The organism is Coraliomargarita parva (assembly GCF_027257905.1).
Taxonomy (GTDB): Bacteria; Verrucomicrobiota; Verrucomicrobiia; order Opitutales; family Coraliomargaritaceae; genus Coraliomargarita_A; species Coraliomargarita_A parva.
On the sequence record NZ_JAPZEI010000002.1, the window covers coordinates 309,704 to 325,334 of the forward strand.

Annotated in this window: 12 protein-coding genes; 2 read left to right on the top strand and 10 right to left on the bottom strand. The window is 58.2% G+C overall.

The genetic code is table 11. The annotated features are described in order from the left end of the window. Positions 1-267: 267 nt before the first annotated feature. The 8 genes from O2597_RS03615 to O2597_RS03650 form a co-directional block, all read right to left on the bottom strand. Complete coding sequence (locus tag O2597_RS03615) at positions 268-912, bottom strand: site-2 protease family protein (RefSeq protein WP_269522825.1); 645 nt, start codon at positions 910-912, stop codon at positions 268-270. A 9-nt stretch (positions 913-921) separates the two neighbouring features. Further along, positions 922-1,746, bottom strand: a complete 825-nt coding sequence (locus O2597_RS03620; protein ID WP_269522826.1) for a tetratricopeptide repeat protein — start codon at positions 1,744-1,746, stop codon at positions 922-924. A 50-nt stretch (positions 1,747-1,796) separates the two neighbouring features. After that, positions 1,797-4,994, bottom strand: a complete 3,198-nt coding sequence (locus tag O2597_RS03625) for an efflux RND transporter permease subunit (protein WP_269522827.1) — start codon at positions 4,992-4,994, stop codon at positions 1,797-1,799. Beyond that, entirely contained in the window at positions 4,991-6,103 is a 1,113-nt protein-coding gene (locus tag O2597_RS03630; RefSeq protein ID WP_269522828.1) for an efflux RND transporter periplasmic adaptor subunit, read from the bottom strand. The genes O2597_RS03625 and O2597_RS03630 overlap by 4 nt, the downstream gene beginning before the upstream one ends. Next, positions 6,100-7,494, bottom strand: a complete 1,395-nt coding sequence (locus tag O2597_RS03635; RefSeq protein WP_269522829.1) for an efflux transporter outer membrane subunit — start codon at positions 7,492-7,494, stop codon at positions 6,100-6,102. The genes O2597_RS03630 and O2597_RS03635 overlap by 4 nt, the downstream gene beginning before the upstream one ends. Before the next feature lie 17 nt (positions 7,495-7,511). Beyond that, positions 7,512-8,165, bottom strand: a complete 654-nt coding sequence (locus O2597_RS03640; protein WP_269522830.1) for a TetR/AcrR family transcriptional regulator — start codon at positions 8,163-8,165, stop codon at positions 7,512-7,514. 71 nt (positions 8,166-8,236) lie between these two features. Further along, positions 8,237-8,542 carry an HPr family phosphocarrier protein gene (locus O2597_RS03645; protein WP_345782996.1) on the bottom strand — a complete coding sequence of 102 codons (306 nt, stop codon included), beginning with the start codon at positions 8,540-8,542 and terminating at the stop codon, positions 8,237-8,239. A gap of 146 nt (positions 8,543-8,688) precedes the next feature. After that, positions 8,689-10,458, bottom strand: coding sequence for an ABC transporter ATP-binding protein (locus tag O2597_RS03650; protein ID WP_269522832.1), 1,770 nt, complete (start codon positions 10,456-10,458; stop codon positions 8,689-8,691). A 145-nt stretch (positions 10,459-10,603) separates the two neighbouring features. On the opposite strand from O2597_RS03650, the gene O2597_RS03655 reads away from it, so the two are divergent. Next, positions 10,604-10,864: an RNA recognition motif domain-containing protein gene (locus O2597_RS03655; RefSeq protein WP_269522833.1), complete on the top strand. Its 261-nt coding sequence runs from the start codon at positions 10,604-10,606 to the stop codon at positions 10,862-10,864. Between the two features lie 21 nt (positions 10,865-10,885). Here the strand turns inward: O2597_RS03655 and O2597_RS03660 are convergent, their stop codons facing one another. Together O2597_RS03660 and O2597_RS03665 are read right to left on the bottom strand one after the other, a co-directional pair. After that, positions 10,886-11,392 (bottom strand): hypothetical protein, encoded by a 507-nt coding sequence (locus tag O2597_RS03660; RefSeq protein WP_269522834.1) that lies wholly within the window; start codon positions 11,390-11,392, stop codon positions 10,886-10,888. 2 nt (positions 11,393-11,394) lie between these two features. Beyond that, on the bottom strand, positions 11,395-13,491 hold the full coding sequence (locus O2597_RS03665; protein WP_269522835.1) for a DNA gyrase/topoisomerase IV subunit A: 2,097 nt from the start codon (positions 13,489-13,491) through the stop codon (positions 11,395-11,397). Positions 13,492-13,668: 177 nt separating this feature from the next. Here O2597_RS03665 and O2597_RS03670 point away from each other — a divergent pair, with 177 nt between their 5' ends. Beyond that, positions 13,669-15,471 (top strand): phosphoenolpyruvate carboxykinase (GTP), encoded by a 1,803-nt coding sequence (locus O2597_RS03670; protein ID WP_269522836.1) that lies wholly within the window; start codon positions 13,669-13,671, stop codon positions 15,469-15,471. Positions 15,472-15,631: the final 160 nt, after the last annotated feature.

A 15,631-nucleotide genomic window follows, 5' to 3' on the forward strand; every position in this document is an offset into this window, starting at 1 on the left:
ATAACCTGACAGTGCTGCATGCACTGTATTCTTGTTCCATAATAACCAGTCCCTGTATTCCAAGGCGAAGGGGGGTGGTCCTTCGGCATAGGCCTGGGTGAAACTAATCGGGCTGCAAGCTAGAAACGTACAGATAGTGAGTGTCTTAAGGAGTATCTTTTGGAGCCGGGACTGCTTCATTGGCCCTTATGTGAACCTTTGCGGAAGAGGCTTTCAAGCTGAAAGGATAACGGGAATTTTCTAATTCAGCCCGGTGGCCCTGCCGACTCATCCGCCGGCAATGATTTGAGCCAGATTCGTGAAGACACCCGTCACCGCGAACATGGCAATGCCGATGGCTTTCTGGAACGGGGGGAAGTTGATCAGGACGAGAAGTATGAGAAAACCGTAGCGAGACAGTTTGAAGTAGGTGAGCTCCTTCATCCCGATCAGGTGTTTCAATACATGCGAACCGTCGAGGGGCGGAATGGGGACAAGGTTGAAGACCAGAAGAATGGCATTGACCACAATGAAGCGGACGAAGAGATCCGAGAGTTCCGGATTGAAGCGCATGAGAAAGCCGCCGACGATGGTTGCCAGAACACAGAGCAGAAGGTTGGAGGCCGGCCCGGCCATGCTGACGAGGATATCGTCGCGCTTCCAGTTCTTGAACTTGCGTTTGTCGATCATGACCGGCTTGCCCCAGCCGAAGATCACGAAGCCCGGATTGAAGAGAATCATAACCAGCGGCAGGATGACCGTGCCGATCAGGTCCATGTGCGCAATCGGGTTCAGGGTGACACGTCCTTGGGACCGCGGTGTCGTGTCTCCCAGCTTGTCGGCCACGAAGGCATGGGCCCATTCGTGTACGCTCAGGCAAATCACAAGGATCAGGTATAAAATCAGGCCGTTGGCCAGGTGTTCGGGTGTCATCGGTTCAGTCTAGTGCTGGCGGATTTCATCGAGGACGACGTTTTTCGAGTATTGCAGACCGGGGGTCTGCACGGTGTCGGCCAACTCTTGGGCTTCTTCGTAGCGGCCCAATTTGCCGAGTGTCCGGGCTTGGTGCAGGTGGATGATTTCGAGGCGCAGGTCGCTGTCGGCGGTTTTCGCCAGTTTCTTCCAGTGCAGCAGGGCGGCTTTCCAGTCGGGGCTGGCTAGGTCGTAGTAAGCTTCCCCCAAGCGCATCTGGAAATCGAAATTCTCGGGTTCCAGTACGGCGGCCTGCCGGAACGCGCGCAGCATCTCACGGTCCAGTGCGTCGCGTGTGAAGATGTTCTCCTTCAGGAAATCGTCACGAAACCTGTAGAGTAACTGTCCCAATGCAAAGTGGTAGACCGCAGTCTCGGGTTCGAGGTCGACTGCCCGCAGGTAGAAAGTAAGGGCCGCCTTCCCTTTGCCTTGTTCGGCCAAATGGGTGCCGATTTGTTGTTTGACCACGGCGATGTTCGGGTCCAATTCGTCGGCCTTGAGAAAGGACTCAAAGGCCTGCTCATTCTCGTCCAGGCGGCGGAGCAGCTTCCCGTAGAGGATGTAGGCACTCGGATCATCGGGGTTGTCGGCCAGATAGGAGCGGTAGGCATCGACCAGTTCCTGGATGTGCCGGTCCAGGTCCGTCGCGGAATAGAACTCCGGGTCCTCCGCGATCTTCTTGTAGATCTTTTCCTCTTTGTTGGCGATGCCGAGGAGGCGTTCCGAGGCGAAGTCGGTCTGGGCGGCGGCCAGTGGTGTCAGGCAAATGAGTAGGATGCTGAATCGGGAAAGCATGGATATCTATTGGAGTCTCTGCCGGTCTGTTGGTTCCACACAAGCCGGAACTAGCGGCCGAGCCCATTTCGGATGGCCTTCCAGGCCTTCCCTGCGAGGTCATGGATGTCTTCGAGGATCGAGTAGAAGGCGGGGACCAACAGGAGTGTCATGGCGGTGGCAAAGAGCACGCCAAAGCTGAGCGAGGTGGCCATTGGGATCAGGAATTGTGCCTGCAGGCTGGTTTCAAAGAGTAGCGGAAGCAGGCCGACGAAGGTGGTCAAGGAGGTGAGTACGATCGGGCGGAAGCGCATGGCGCCGGCCTCTTCGATGGCTTTCCGGATGGGCATGCCTGCGGCTCGTTCCTGATTGATGAAGTCGACAAGGACGAGGCTGTCGTTGACAACGACGCCCGCCAGCGCAACGAAGCCGAGTATGGAAAGGATGCTCATCGATTGTCCCATCAGAAAGTGCCCTCCGATGGCTCCAATGAGGCCGAAAGGGATGACGATCATGACGATGAAAGGCTGGATGTAGGACTTCAAGGGCACTGCGAGGAGCGCATAAATGATGAAAAGGGCGATCAGGGTCATGTATTTCAGGTTGGCGAAGATGTCGGCCTGTTCACGGGCTTCCCCTTCAAAGGACCAGGAGACTCCGGGATAGTCCTTCATGATTTGCCTGAGATAGCCATGCGCTTCGTCATCCCCGCGCAAGTCGGCCTTGATCAAGACCAGGTCCGCCACGTTCTTATCGGCATTGGCTGTGATATTCAGTACCCTGCGGCGATCCACCCTGGTGATCGTGGAAAACCCGTCGTCGATGTCGAAGTCGGCCACTGCCTCGAAGGGTACTTCTTTTCCTTCGGGGGTACGGATCCGTAGCTCGTCGAGGTTTTCAACCGAGCGCCGTTCTTCCGGCGGATAGCGGACCATGACCTTGATGTCGTCGCGTCCACGCTGGATGCGCTGGGCTTCGACCCCGTAAAAGGCGGCCCGCACCTGGTTCCCCAGATCGCTTTGACGGAGCCCGAGGGCTTGTGCGGCAGCTTTGATGTCCAATTGAATCTCGCGTTTGCCGCTACTGTAGTTGTCCCGGATGTCGTAGAGGCCTTCGTAGGTGGCCAGCTTGGCCTTGATGGCTTCCGAGGCGGCTTGCAACTGTGCAAAATCACGTCCGGACAACTGGATGTCGATCGGGCTGCCGGCCCCGCCGGCGGCATTGGCATTGAAGGTCAGTTCCTTGGCCCCTGCAATCGGGCCGATGCGCTCGCGCCAGCGGTTGGCCAAGTTGGGAGCGGACAGTGTCTCGATGTCACCCCCGCCGGCCAGGTCTTCGCGCTTGATCAATTCGACCACGATCTCCCCTATGTTCGATTTCGTCTGTGTCACGCTAGTACCCATCGGACCTCCGCTGGAACCGAAGGGTTGGGAGCCGAGGGTGATGATGACATTCTGGAACGGTTCGCCGTGGCCCTCCTTCTTGATCTCTTCAATCAGTTCATCCAGTCCGGACTCCATTTGACGGATGGCTTTCTCGGTGAGCTCGAAAGGGGTGCCCTCCGGCATGACGAGACTGGCCACGATGTAGTCGGAAGGCACTTCGGGGAAGAAGACAAAAGGCATGTGCCGGCCCGCGAGCATGCCGATCATCAGCATTAGGATGCCGATGAAAGTGGCTACGGTGGCATAGCGAAAACGGATGACGAGGCGGACGAAGGGGCGGTAGTACTTCTCGATTAAGCGTTCGAGTCCGTCTGCGATCCTGCGTTGCTGACGTCGTAGCCAGCCTAGCTTTTCGCGGTCGCCTCCGCCCACACGGCAGAGCGTCAGATGATAGGGCAGGACGAGTTTGGACTCGATGAGCGACCAGATCAGGGTGGCGATGACGACGACCGGAATCGGAAAGAAGAACTTCCCGAGGAAGCCGGGAATCGTGAGAATGGGCAAGAACGCGACGATGGTGGTGAGGACGGCAAAAGTGACCGGGATCGAGACTTTGTGGGTGCCGGCGACTGAGGCTTCCACACCGGGACCGCCGTGTTTTTGGAACTGGGTGAAGACGCTCTCCCCGACAATGATGGCATCGTCCACCACGATCCCCAGCACGAGAATAAAACCAAAGAGCGATGCGAGGTTGATGCTGATGTTCAGCCCGGGGAGGAAGAGCAGGGCACCGAGGAAGGAAATCGGAATGCCCAATATGACGAAGATGGCCAGCGAGGGACGCAGGAACAGGGTCAGGACGGCAAAGACCAGCATTAGGCCGAAGATCCCGTTCTGGATCAGCATTTGTAGGCGGCCTTTCAAATAGTAAGTGAGATCGCGGAAAGGTTCGATCTGGATGCCGGATGGCAACTGTGCTTCGAAGTCGTCGGCAAATTTCCGGACCCGTTTGGCGATATCCAGAACGCTCTCGTCGCCGACCGCGAAAATGCTCAGGACAACGGCCCGCTTGCTGTTGAAATTCGTGATCAGCGGGTCATCGACAAAGCCGTCGTCGATCTCGGCGATGTCGCCGAGACGTATAATGGTTCCGTTGTTTCGGGTAATGACGGGAATGTCGGCAAACTCAGGGCCGGTGTAGGATTTGCCCGTGGTGCGCAGGAGGATTTCGCCGCCGCGTGATTTGATCGTGCCACCGGGAATGTCAACCGAGCTCGAACGGACCGCCTGTACCACTTGGGCGAAGCTAAGACCGTAGCGCCGCAAGGTCTTCTCGGACACATTGATGGAGATCTCGTAGTCGGCGATGCCTTTGATATCCACCTGCGTCAGGTCCTCGCGTATGCTCAACTCGTCCCGTGCGCTTTCCGCGATGTTCTTGAGTGTTTTCAGGTCGGTATCGCCGTAAATGGCTAGGGAGATGACCTCGTTGCGGAGGAGGATTTCTTCGACCGTAGGTTCCTCGGCTTCTTCCGGGAAATTCGTGATGGCATCGACCCGTGTCTTGATCTTGTCCCGTATCTCGGTGACATCGTAACCGCGCTCCACTTCGATGGCTAGCGAGCCGTAGCCTTCCCCTGCGGTGCCGGTGATCTTCTTGATCCCGTCAACATCCTGGATGCGGTCTTCAATCAACTCGACAATGCCGGTTTCCACTTCTTCGGGGGCCGCCCCGGGGTAGGGCACGGCGACACTCACGATGTCAAGGTCGAGCTCGGGAAAGAGCTCGAGCTTGACCGTGCGGGCAATGAAAAGCCCGGCCACGATCACAATCCCGGCAAGCAGGTTGGCGGCAACGCCGTTTTGTGTGAACCAGCGAATCATTCGGTTTTAAGGACCCGGACGGGCATATTTTCCACGTAGTAGGCAATGGGGCTGGTCGCGACCTGATCTCCGGGATTGAGGCCGTCCTGAACGACGATGCGGTTGATGTCGCTCTTCACGATTTCGACGGTATGGGTGACCAATGTCGCTTCATCTGTGAGCACATAGACTGTGTCGGAACCGCGTAGAGCGTAGCGGGGGAGCTCGTAGGCTTGGTTTATTGTCCGACCTTCGATCACCGCATCGACAAACAGGCCCCGTCGCATGGTTTGCTCGGTATTGGCGAAGGCATCGTTGACTTCGACAATGGCGGAAAGAAGGCGGCTGCCGGTGTCGAGACTTGCTTCCAGGCGGACGAGGCGGCCGGTCCACTGGCGTGTCCCCGCACTGAGGTGAACGGTTGCGGGCGCCTGTTCTGGATCCTGTAGGAAGCTGGCTTCGTGTTCGGTGATGGGCAGACGGATTTCCGCGATGTCCGTTGCGAAGATGGTGGCGATGGGATTGGCCGGGTTCGCGATGACGTACTGTCCCAGGTCCACCGACTTGCTGAGTACACGTCCACCGTAAGGTGCTTTTAACTCGGTTCGGTCTAGGTCACGCCGGGCGCGTTCGAGTGCGGCCTCAGCACTGTCAGCCAATGCCTGTGCCTGCGCGAGTTGGGGCTTGCGCAAGGTCAGGTCGCTGGGAGTGCCTTTGCCCAATGCCTTCCAGTCGGCCAGGGCTTGCTCCCCCAGCGCTTTTTCCTGGGCCAGGGCCAGTTCCGCATTTGCCAAATCGGCGGCCCGGGCGGCCACGGCTGCTTTGTAATCGGCCGGATCGATCCGCAGCAGTACATCGCCCACGGTAAAGCGGCCACCGGCCCGGAAATTGTCTGCGACCTCAATGATTTGTCCGCTGACTTCCACGACCAGGTTGGTCTCGGTTCGCGGCAGCACGGTGCCCTGGCTCGATACGGTCAGCTGTACGGTTGCCGGTTCGACTGTCAGAACCTCGATCGTTGTCACCGGTCGCTGCGGTGTGGCGACCTTGGCCTCCGGTTTGAAATGGATGAGCGCAGCGGTGGCGAGTAGGGCTGCGGCAAGGATGAAGAGTGGTAGAATCGTTCTCATGGTTGACGGTCGACCGGGCCTCCGAGTGCGAGATAGAGCTCGATCCGGTTTTGCAGGAGTTGGTTGCGCTGGCGGATTGCCTGGCTTCGGGTACTGGCAGAGGTGCGCTGGGCGTCCAGGGCATCCAAAAAGTCGGTGGTGCCGTTGCGGTAGCGTTCCCATGCGAGCGCTTCAGCGGCTTCGGCTTCGTCGGCGGATTCTTGAATGTGTGCGTAGCTCTGCTTCAGATAGGTTTCAGCGGCCAGGGTCGTTTCGACTTCGTAGAAGGCCTGCAGTGCCGTGCTGCGGTAATTGGCGGCCGCTTGCTTGCGCTGGGCAGCGGCCCGGTCGATCCCGCCCTGAATGCGGCCTCCCTGAAAGACCGGCTGGGCGAGATTGGCTCCCAGGCTCCAGACCGAGAAATCGCTGTCCAGCAGGTCTTTGAATTCCTGGGAGGCGGTGCCTCCGGACGCGGTTAAACTGATTTGCGGGAGACGCTCCTTGCGGGCGGCGTTCAGCGTGGCCTCGCTCGCGGCCAGGCGTCGTTCCGCGGCGATCAGGTCCGGGCGCCGTTCCAGCAGGGAGGCGGGCAAGCCCGCGTCCAGTGCCGCGGGGAGGGCGGGCAGACACGCTTCGGTCTCCGTCTGTCCGTCGGGATAGGCTCCCTGTAGGATTTCAAGGCTGCGGGTCGCCTGGTCGAGCGCCTGTTGCCGGCTGCTGACTTCGGCTTCGGCGCCGGCACTCAGGGCGCGGATGCGCCGTAGGTCCAAGCCGTCGCTCAGCCCTCGCTGAAAGCGGCTCTCCAAAGTATCCAGATTCGCTTGATAGGCGGCCGCATTCTTTTCCGCCAGTGTCAATTGCTCCCGGGCTTCGAGCAGGTTGAACCAGGCTTGGGCCACGCGCGCCTGCAGCGAAAGACGCGCCCCGGCCAGATCCGAGTCGCTGGCCTGGACTTCTCCCAATGCCGCCGATTTCTGATCGCGGAGTTTCCCCCAGACGTCGAGTTCCCAGCTCAGGTTGAGCTTCAGTTCGTAGTTCTCAAAGCGGATGCCGCCGACGGATTGTGGACCGAAGCTGTTGATTTTTTGTCGGGAGCCGCCGAGGCCGAGCCCCAGACTCGGAAGACGGTCGGCTCCGGCGATGCGGGCTTCCGCAATGGCTTGATCGAGCCGGGCGGCAGTGAGGGCCAAATCCGGGTTTTGGAGAAGTGCCATCTCGATTCGTTCGGCCAAACCTTCACTCTGGAAGAGGCTGCCCCATGTTTCCGCTCCAGTCGCGTCCGTTGAGCGAGCGGCCCAGCTTCCCGGAATCGCCAGATCCGGAGCCGCCGCCGGTTGTGGCGCACTCGCGCAGCCCGCCAGCAATGCTGCGGTTGTCAGGGTGAGGGCAGACTGGATTTGGTTGAGGGGCATGCTTTTGGGAGGGCGATTTATGCAATAAATCCCGCGACCACGAAATGAATGAGCTCGTCCGCCATTCTATCGAACTGATCGGCGTCCAACTTACCGTCGGTCAGGTTATTTAGGCGTACCTGCTCGATCAGGCTGCCCAGCATCGTGCTGACCACCAGATAGAAGCGGCATTGTAGCTCGTCCTCAGTCATGTCCGGGCAACTGCGCCGTAATTCATCAGTGAAGCGGCAGCAGAGCTCGCCGAAGAAATCCTTGTGCAGCGGTCCGATGAATTCTGCCGGTTCCGTGATGGCGCGACCGATCAGCTGCATCAGGGTGGTGTCGGGTTTGCCCGATTGGTTCATGCATTTGAACAGGGGACGGATCAGCGCATCCAGCGTGGCTTCGACCGGGACAGGCTTCGGCGCGTGTGACTCGATCAACGACTTCAGTTGCTCCATCCGCTCACGGTTGATCGGCTCGAAGCGCTGCCAGATCACGGCGCGCACCAAGTCGGTCTTGGAGCCAAAGTGATAGTTGACCGCCGCTAAATTGACTTTCGCCAACCGGGTCACATCCCGCAGCGTCATCGCGCGGAAACCTTTTTCCGCGAAGAGTTTTTCGGCCGCCTTTATGATCCGGTTGCGTGTCCGGTCGGCAGATTTCTGGGAGACAGCAGGAGCTTTAGCCATGTTTTAAACGAACGTTTAAAACGGAGTGGAGTCAACCTGTGAACTACAATTTTCAGGAGAGTTTTGGCGGGCTAAGCTTCCTCGAAGCGGCGCTCGAAGAGAGCTTCCAAGTCCTCCAGCATCTTCTTGGCTTCTTCGGCGGAGCCTTCGGCTCGAACGGTCAGTTTGGAGCCCTTGCCGGCAGCCAGCATCATCAGGCCCATGATACTCTTGCCATTGACTTGTTCGTCGTCCTTTTCAACCCAGACATCTCCGGAATAGGTGTTGGCAATACGCACGATCATAGCGGCCGGACGGGCGTGGATGCCCATCTTGTTTTGCACTATAAGTTCTCTGTGCATGGTCTCACTTGAATCACTGGTTCCGGAAGTTGTCATAAAAAGCTAAGAAAAGAAGCCTGCCCAAGCTATAGCAGGAATGAATCCAACTTAGGCGGAGCGCTAAAGTCACTGAGGTTTTACAGGTGGCATATTAAGTGACTCGAAAATTTACCCGTCAAGGGGTAAACGCTTACATTCTTGTCTTAGGCGGGCTCTCCGTATTCCGGAATCAAGTCGCTTTGATGCCGCCAAAGGTCGGCGTAATGCCCATCGGCATTGATCAGACTGTCGTGGGTGCCGGCCTCGAGAATGCTGCCTTGGTCGAGCACGACGATTTTGTCGGCGCGCCGTACGGTGGATAGCCGGTGGGCGATTACGAGGACCGTGCGATCACTCACCAGATTGTCGAGGGCCTGCTGGATCTTGCGTTCGGTGATGGTGTCGACGCTGGCGGTGGCTTCATCGAGGATAACAAAAGGCGGGTTCTTGAGCAGAACCCGGGCGATGGTGAGTCGCTGCTTTTCACCTTGGCTCAGGCGGATGCCTTTTTCCCCGATGTTGGTGTCGAGCTTTTCGGGGAGGATGTCGACGAACTCCCAGGCGCAGGCCAGTTTCAATGCCTGGATCATTTCGGCTTCGCCGGCGTTTTCCTTGGCCAGCAGGAGATTGTCGCGGACGGTGCCCTCAAAGAGGAAGGGGTCTTGGGCGACGTGACCGACCTTCTCGTGCAAGTCGTTGAGGCTTAAGTTTTTGATGTTGATACCACAGAGCCGTACCTCACCATCGGTGACATCGTAGGTGCGCATAGCCAGGTTGGCCACGGTGGACTTCCCCGCGCCGGTATGCCCGACCAAGGCGGTCACGGAGTTGGCCGCAAGGGTGAGGTTGAAGTTCTCCAGTACGGCGGGTCGGCCCGGATATTCAAAACGTGCATTTTCAAAGACAACGTCGATCGGGCCGTCGGGGAGTGTCCGGGCCGTCTCCGGTTCGTCGACTTCGACCTCCGCGTCCAGGACCTCGAAGACGCGTTCACCGGAGGCGCGTCCGGCGGCAATCAGGTGGTTAAGCCCGTGCAATTGCGAAATCGGCATGTAAAGCATGTTGGCGTAAAGGAAGAAGGCGAGCAGTTCGCCCATGCTGAAGCCGGCGGTCGAGTTGAGGACGAAATACCCACCCACGGCCACGATGCTAAGGAAGCCGAGCTTGGTGACCAGACTCGTGGCCGGGTTGTAGAGCGACCAGCGGAACATTGCGTGCAGGGTCTTCTGGCGCAGGTCCTCGGCCTTTTCCTCGAAACGGGCGGATTCACGCTTCTGCAGGCCAAAGGTCTGAATCAGGCGGTTGCCCTGGATGTCTTCGACCAGCAGGCTGTTCAAGTCGCCGGCACTTTCCCGGATCTGTTTCCATATTTTACGGGAGCGTTTGGAGTAGAAGACCCCGACGATGAGCAGAATCGGAACCGGCAGGAATACGCACCAAGCCAGGGTGGGCTGCATGATGAAGAGCACGGTCGTGATCCCGATGATGCGGAGGATGGCGCCGGTGCCCTGTTCCGTGCCGTCCAGCAGCGCGCGTTCGACGGAGGCGACGTCCTCGATCACACGCGAGGAGATTTCGCCGCTCTTACGCTGGTCGTAGAATGAAACCGGCAGTCGCAGAAGTTTGCTGTGCAGGTCCCGTCGCATCTCCAGGAGTACGCGTTGCTCGAGGGTATTGTTGACCCGGATGCGAAGACTGTTGAACACTTCGCTGCCGAGATAGAGCAGTGCGATAACGCCGACCCCGATCAGTAGTCCCTGGATCGCACCGGTGTCGGAGATGTTGTCCATGATCTCCTTGATCGCGTAGGGGACGGCGATTTCCATCAGGGTCATACCCGCGGCAAAACCGATTGTCAGCCAGAACAGTCCCTTGTAGCGGAACAGATAGGCGGAGACGCGCAGGATGGTACTTTTCTTCTTTTCGGAATTCACGGCCAATACAGTCAAAACCTGACGGAAGCCTGCACCGCTGTATTTGGCAAATCCGAAACCGGATTTAATTAATGGTTGTCAGCCACGGAGTCCGCCCGCTACTTACTTGCCTCTTAATACACCAACCCGAAATTTTCCCATACACATGTCTGTCCGTCTCTACGTAGGTAACCTTCCATTTGAAGCCACCGGCGATGACCTGCGCGAGGTCTTTGCCACCATCGGTACCGTTGAGGATGCCATCATCGTCAATCGTCCCGGTGGCGGTCGTCCCCGCGGTTTTGGCTTTGTCACCATGGCGGATGCCCAGGATGCCGATCTGGCCATCCAGCAGCTGGACGGGCGTGAATTGTCCGGCCGTCCGCTTAAGGTGAATGTCGCCAAAGAACGCGACAGCGAGTCCTGAGCCGGCTGGGGCTTCGGGGCCTTACTCTAGGCCGATTAGCTGTCGGGAGCAGGGCAGTTTCGGATTGTTGGCGTAGAATTTGGCCAACTTAAAGGCGGCCTGCGTCTCCTCTTTCTCGCTGAGGGCGCGGTACTTGCGTTCGTAGTTCCAGCCATAGCCCCATCGGTACCAGTTCTTGAAGTAAGGGCTGCCTCCCAGCCGGACACCCAGATACATGGTTTCCGCGAGCTCGTGGTTGCCGGTGCTTTGCAACACACAGTCGCGCAGGGCTGCATCCGCTGCCAGGCGTTCGGCCTCGGTGCCGCCTTTCCAGTAGGCAATGTCATGCTCGAAGCAACACTGGCACCAATCGTCCTTATTGATCAGGGAACGGTCAGGAAAGAGCGAGCAACCATCACTGCTGAAGTCGCTGATCTCCGCCGCCGGTTCGGTGTCGAGCACATGGTAGAGGACAAAGGCGAGCAGACCGATACCGAGGCACCCGATGAACGCGAAACGAACGCGGCGGTTCTGCAGCCAGTGCTTCAAAGCTATTCGGTGGCCGCTTCCTCGCGTGCGGCTTTGGGCAGGCGTACCACGTTCCGGACAGAGTTCTTGGTCACGATATTGCCGCCTGCACCGCGTCCACGGACCGCCAGGTCCTTGAAGAAGACCGTTTCCTCGGTCTTGCGCAGGCGTGGAGCCGGCTTGAGGTTGACTTTTACGGCGTCCATCTCGCCGCCCTTGGTCTCATAGCAGGAAATATAGAAGATGCGGGAGCCTGGCTTGCCCTTCGTCAGGTCGTACTCCTTGTCACGGGTCACGCCGCCGACGGTGAAGTGCTTGGCCAGGGTGGGGCCGGTCTTGCCGTCGCGGTAGACCATGCAGTAGGTCAGCGCGTTCGGATCGGCGCGGTTGAAGATGTCGATGTGGAGGATGTCCTTGCCGAAGAAGGCCTTCTCGCTGACCTTGCTGACGATCAGCTTGCCCTCTTGGTTGATCGCGATGACGTCATCGAGGGTCGAACACTTGCAGATGGCTTCGTCCTTTTTCATGCCGTAGCCGGCAAAGCCTTCCTTGCGGTCGACATAAAGGGTTTCGTTGGCGATGACCACTTCCTGGGCCACGACCTTCTCAAAGGAGTCGAGCACGGTCTTCCGCTCGCGGCCCTTGCCGTATTTCTTCAGCAGTTCGGAGAACCAGCGGATCGTATACTTGGTGAGGTATTTGAGGTTCTTGAGCGTTTCCGCGATGTCGTCCTCCAGTGCCTTGATCAGCTCGTCGGCCTTGAAGGAGTCGTATTTGGAGATACGCTTGATCTTAATCTCCAGCAGGCGAAGGATGTCCTCGCGGGTGACTTCGCGCTTGAGCTGTTTCTTGTAGGGATCAAGGCCCTTGTCGACCGTTGCAATGACGCCTTCCCAAGTTTCTTCCTCTTCGATGCGGCGGTAGATCCGTTTCTCGATGAAGATTTTCTCCAGTGAGCTGAAATGCCACTTTTCCTCAAGCTCGCCGAGCTGGATTTCCAGTTCGAGCTTGAGCAGGTCGCGGGTCTTTTCCGTGGCGAGGTAGAGCAGGTCGGTGGCCGCGAAGAAGTGCGGCTTTTCGTTCTCGATCACGCAGATATTGGTCGAGATCGAGACCTCGCAGTCGGTGAAGGCGTAAAGCGCCTGTTCGACGGTCTCGGCGTCCGATCCGGAAGGTAGGTAGACGAGGATTTCCACCTTGTCGGCGGTATTGTCTTCGACCCGGGCGATCTTGATCTTGCCCTTGTCATTGGCGGACAGGATCGAATCAATCAAGGACGTCGTGGTCTTGCCGAAGGGAAGCTCTGTGATGGCCAGTAGGTTTTTCTTTCGTGTCTCGATGCGGGCGCGGACTTTGACCCGGCCTCCGCGCTTCCCGTCGTTGTACTCGGCGACGTCGGCGATCCCGCCGGTGGGGAAATCGGGGTAAATGACCGGTGTTTCCTTGCGGAGCAGCGCGATACAGCCTTCCAGCAATTCACAGAAATTGTGGGGGAGGATCTTGCAGGAGAGGCCGACGGCGATGCCTTCCGCGCCCTGGGCGAGGAGCAGGGGGAATTTGACCGGCTGGGTTTCCGGTTCCTTGTTGCGGCCATCGTAGGAAGCCAGCCACTTTGTGGTTTTCGGATTGAAGACCACTTCCAAGGCAAACTTGGACAGGCGCGCTTCAATGTAGCGGGCTGCGGCGGCGGAGTCACCGGTGTAAATATTGCCCCAGTTGCCCTGCATGTCGATGAGCAGCTCCTTCTGGCCCAGCTGGACCATGGCATCCCCGATGGAGGCGTCCCCGTGCGGGTGGTACTTCATCGTGTTGCCGATAACATTGGCCACCTTATTGTAGCGACCGTCTTCGAGTTCCCGCATGGAGTGGAGGATCCGGCGCTGGACGGGCTTGAGCCCGTCGTTGGCGTGCGGGACCGCACGCTCGAGGATCACGTAGCTCGCATAGTCCAGGAACCAGGAGCTGAACATGTCATCGACGTGTCCGGAGTCTGTGGCTAAGTCGAAAATGTCATCATCGCCGCCAGATCCGGATTCGTCCTGTTTGGGGCTGTTGTGCTGCGCGGCGTCGAGGCCGAGCTCCAATGTTTCGTCGTCGGTGGGCTTTTTCTTACGGGACATTCAGTCAGGACGGAAAGGTTATCTGCAAATTCGAATCGATGAGGCCTTGCGTGGCCGCAAACCTTGGAGGAAGGAGAAATCTTGAGGCGGATCAAGTAGATTCGCGGAGAAAGCTTCGGAAGCGAATATTTTCGATTTTAGGCTTACCATTTCAGGTTCAGGTCATAGCATTCAAACATGACTACCATCAATACTGCTCCCACTAGCCATAAAGCCCTTCTGAAATGGGTGGATAAAATGATCACGCTGTGCGAACCGGACACTTTTTACTGGTGTGACGGCTCGCAAAAAGAGGCTGACGGACTCTTCGAGATGATGGTCGAGCGGGGGACCTGCGTGAAGCTGAATGAGACGAAACGACCGAATAGCTACCTGTTTCGCTCGGATCCGGGCGATGTGGCCCGGGTTGAATCGAAAACTTTCATTTGCTCCCAGAATAAGGACGGTGCCGGGCCGACCAACAACTGGGAAGATCCCCGGACGATGCGGCGCAAGATGAAGGATCTCTTCCAAGGCTGTATGCACGGCCGGACGATGTACATCATCCCCTTCAGTATGGGGCCGGTCGGGGGGCCGATTTCCAAGATCGGTGTCGAGATTACCGATTCGCCCTACGTGGTGGTGAACATGCGCATCATGGCGCGGATTGGAACACCGGTCCTTGAGGCTCTGGGGCACGACGGCTTCTTCGTGCCCTGTCTGCACTCGGTGGGCTATCCGCTGGATGGTGACAAAGAAGATGTGGCCTGGCCTTGTGATCCGGAGAATACGCACATCGTTCACTTTCCTGAAGAGCGTGCCATTGTCTCCTACGGTTCCGGATACGGGGGCAATGCCTTGCTGGGCAAGAAGTGCCTCGCGCTTCGGATCGCTTCCACCCTGGCCCGGGACGAGGGCTGGATGGCCGAGCACATGCTGATTCTAGGGGTGGAGGAACCGGATGGCAAGAAGACCTATGTGACAGCGGCGTTTCCCAGTGCTTGTGGCAAGACGAACTTTGCCATGGTCATACCCCCGAAGGAAATGGAGGGCTACAAAGTGACTTGTGTCGGGGATGACATCGCCTGGATCAAGCCGGGCCCCGACGGGTGCCTCTATGCGATCAATCCGGAAGCCGGCTTCTTCGGGGTCGCGCCGGGGACGTCCGAGGGCACCAATCCCAACGCCATGGCATCCTGCTCCAGAGACACGATCTTCACCAATGTCGCCCTGACGGATGACGGCGATGTGTGGTGGGAGGGCATGAGCAAAGAGCCGCCGGCTCACTTGATCGACTGGAAGGGGAATGACTGGACGCCTGAGAGTGAAACGCCCGCCGCGCATCCGAACAGCCGCTTTACCGCGCCGGCCGCGAATTGTCCGGTGATCGACCCCGACTGGGAGAAGCCTGAGGGCGTTCGGGTCCATGCTATGATCTTCGGGGGGCGGCGTATGAGCGATGTCCCCCTCGTCAGTCAGGCCTTCAACTGGGGGCACGGGGTCTATCTCGGCGCCACCACCGGCTCTGAAATGACGGCGGCTGCCGAAGGCACGATGGGCAAATTGCGCCGCGATCCCATGGCGATGTTGCCGTTCTGTGGCTACCACATGGGGGACTACTTCCGCCACTGGATCAAGATGCAGCGCAGCCTGACAGAGACCCCACGGATCTTTAATGTGAACTGGTTCCGCAAGGACAAGGACGGCAACTGGCTTTGGCCGGGCTTCAGCGACAATATGCGTCCCTTGCGCTGGATCGTGGAGCGCGCTACGGGCCGGGCCTTTGCCAAGGAGACGCCGATCGGCTGGATGCCGAGCTACTCGGATTTGGATTGGCGCGGACTGGACTTTTCCGAAGAGCAGTTTGAAGCCTTGATGGCGATCGACCGGGATACCCTGCGTCGCCAAACCCTGCAACATGAGGAACTCTTTATCGAGCTCTTCCAGCATTTGCCCAAGGAAATGATCTTCGAGCGCGAGTTGCTGATTTCGCGGTTTTAACGAAGGCGCGAAAGCGATTGCTCCTCATACCCATTCTTTATTCATTCCGTCATTGTGTCGCATCGACCTTAAGGACGATGCGGATGTGGTACGTAGGTGAATGAGGATTCGAAGGCTTATATGAAATAGGGACGCCCGGAAAAGGCGTCCCTATGAAATT

Excerpts from the sequence above, each read along its gene's own strand:
- O2597_RS03615 (WP_269522825.1), bottom strand. The coding sequence starts at position 912 with ATGACACCCGAACACCTGGCCAACGGCCTGATTTTATACCTGATCCTT.
- O2597_RS03620 (WP_269522826.1), bottom strand. The coding sequence starts at position 1,746 with ATGCTTTCCCGATTCAGCATCCTACTCATTTGCCTGACACCACTGGCC.
- O2597_RS03625 (WP_269522827.1), bottom strand. The coding sequence starts at position 4,994 with ATGATTCGCTGGTTCACACAAAACGGCGTTGCCGCCAACCTGCTTGCC.
- O2597_RS03630 (WP_269522828.1), bottom strand. The coding sequence starts at position 6,103 with ATGAGAACGATTCTACCACTCTTCATCCTTGCCGCAGCCCTACTCGCC.
- O2597_RS03635 (WP_269522829.1), bottom strand. The coding sequence starts at position 7,494 with ATGCCCCTCAACCAAATCCAGTCTGCCCTCACCCTGACAACCGCAGCA.
- O2597_RS03640 (WP_269522830.1), bottom strand. The coding sequence starts at position 8,165 with ATGGCTAAAGCTCCTGCTGTCTCCCAGAAATCTGCCGACCGGACACGC.
- O2597_RS03645 (WP_345782996.1), bottom strand. The coding sequence starts at position 8,542 with ATGACAACTTCCGGAACCAGTGATTCAAGTGAGACCATGCACAGAGAA.
- O2597_RS03655 (WP_269522833.1), top strand. The coding sequence starts at position 10,604 with ATGTCTGTCCGTCTCTACGTAGGTAACCTTCCATTTGAAGCCACCGGC.
- O2597_RS03665 (WP_269522835.1), bottom strand. The coding sequence starts at position 13,491 with ATGTCCCGTAAGAAAAAGCCCACCGACGACGAAACATTGGAGCTCGGC.
- O2597_RS03670 (WP_269522836.1), top strand. The coding sequence starts at position 13,669 with ATGACTACCATCAATACTGCTCCCACTAGCCATAAAGCCCTTCTGAAA.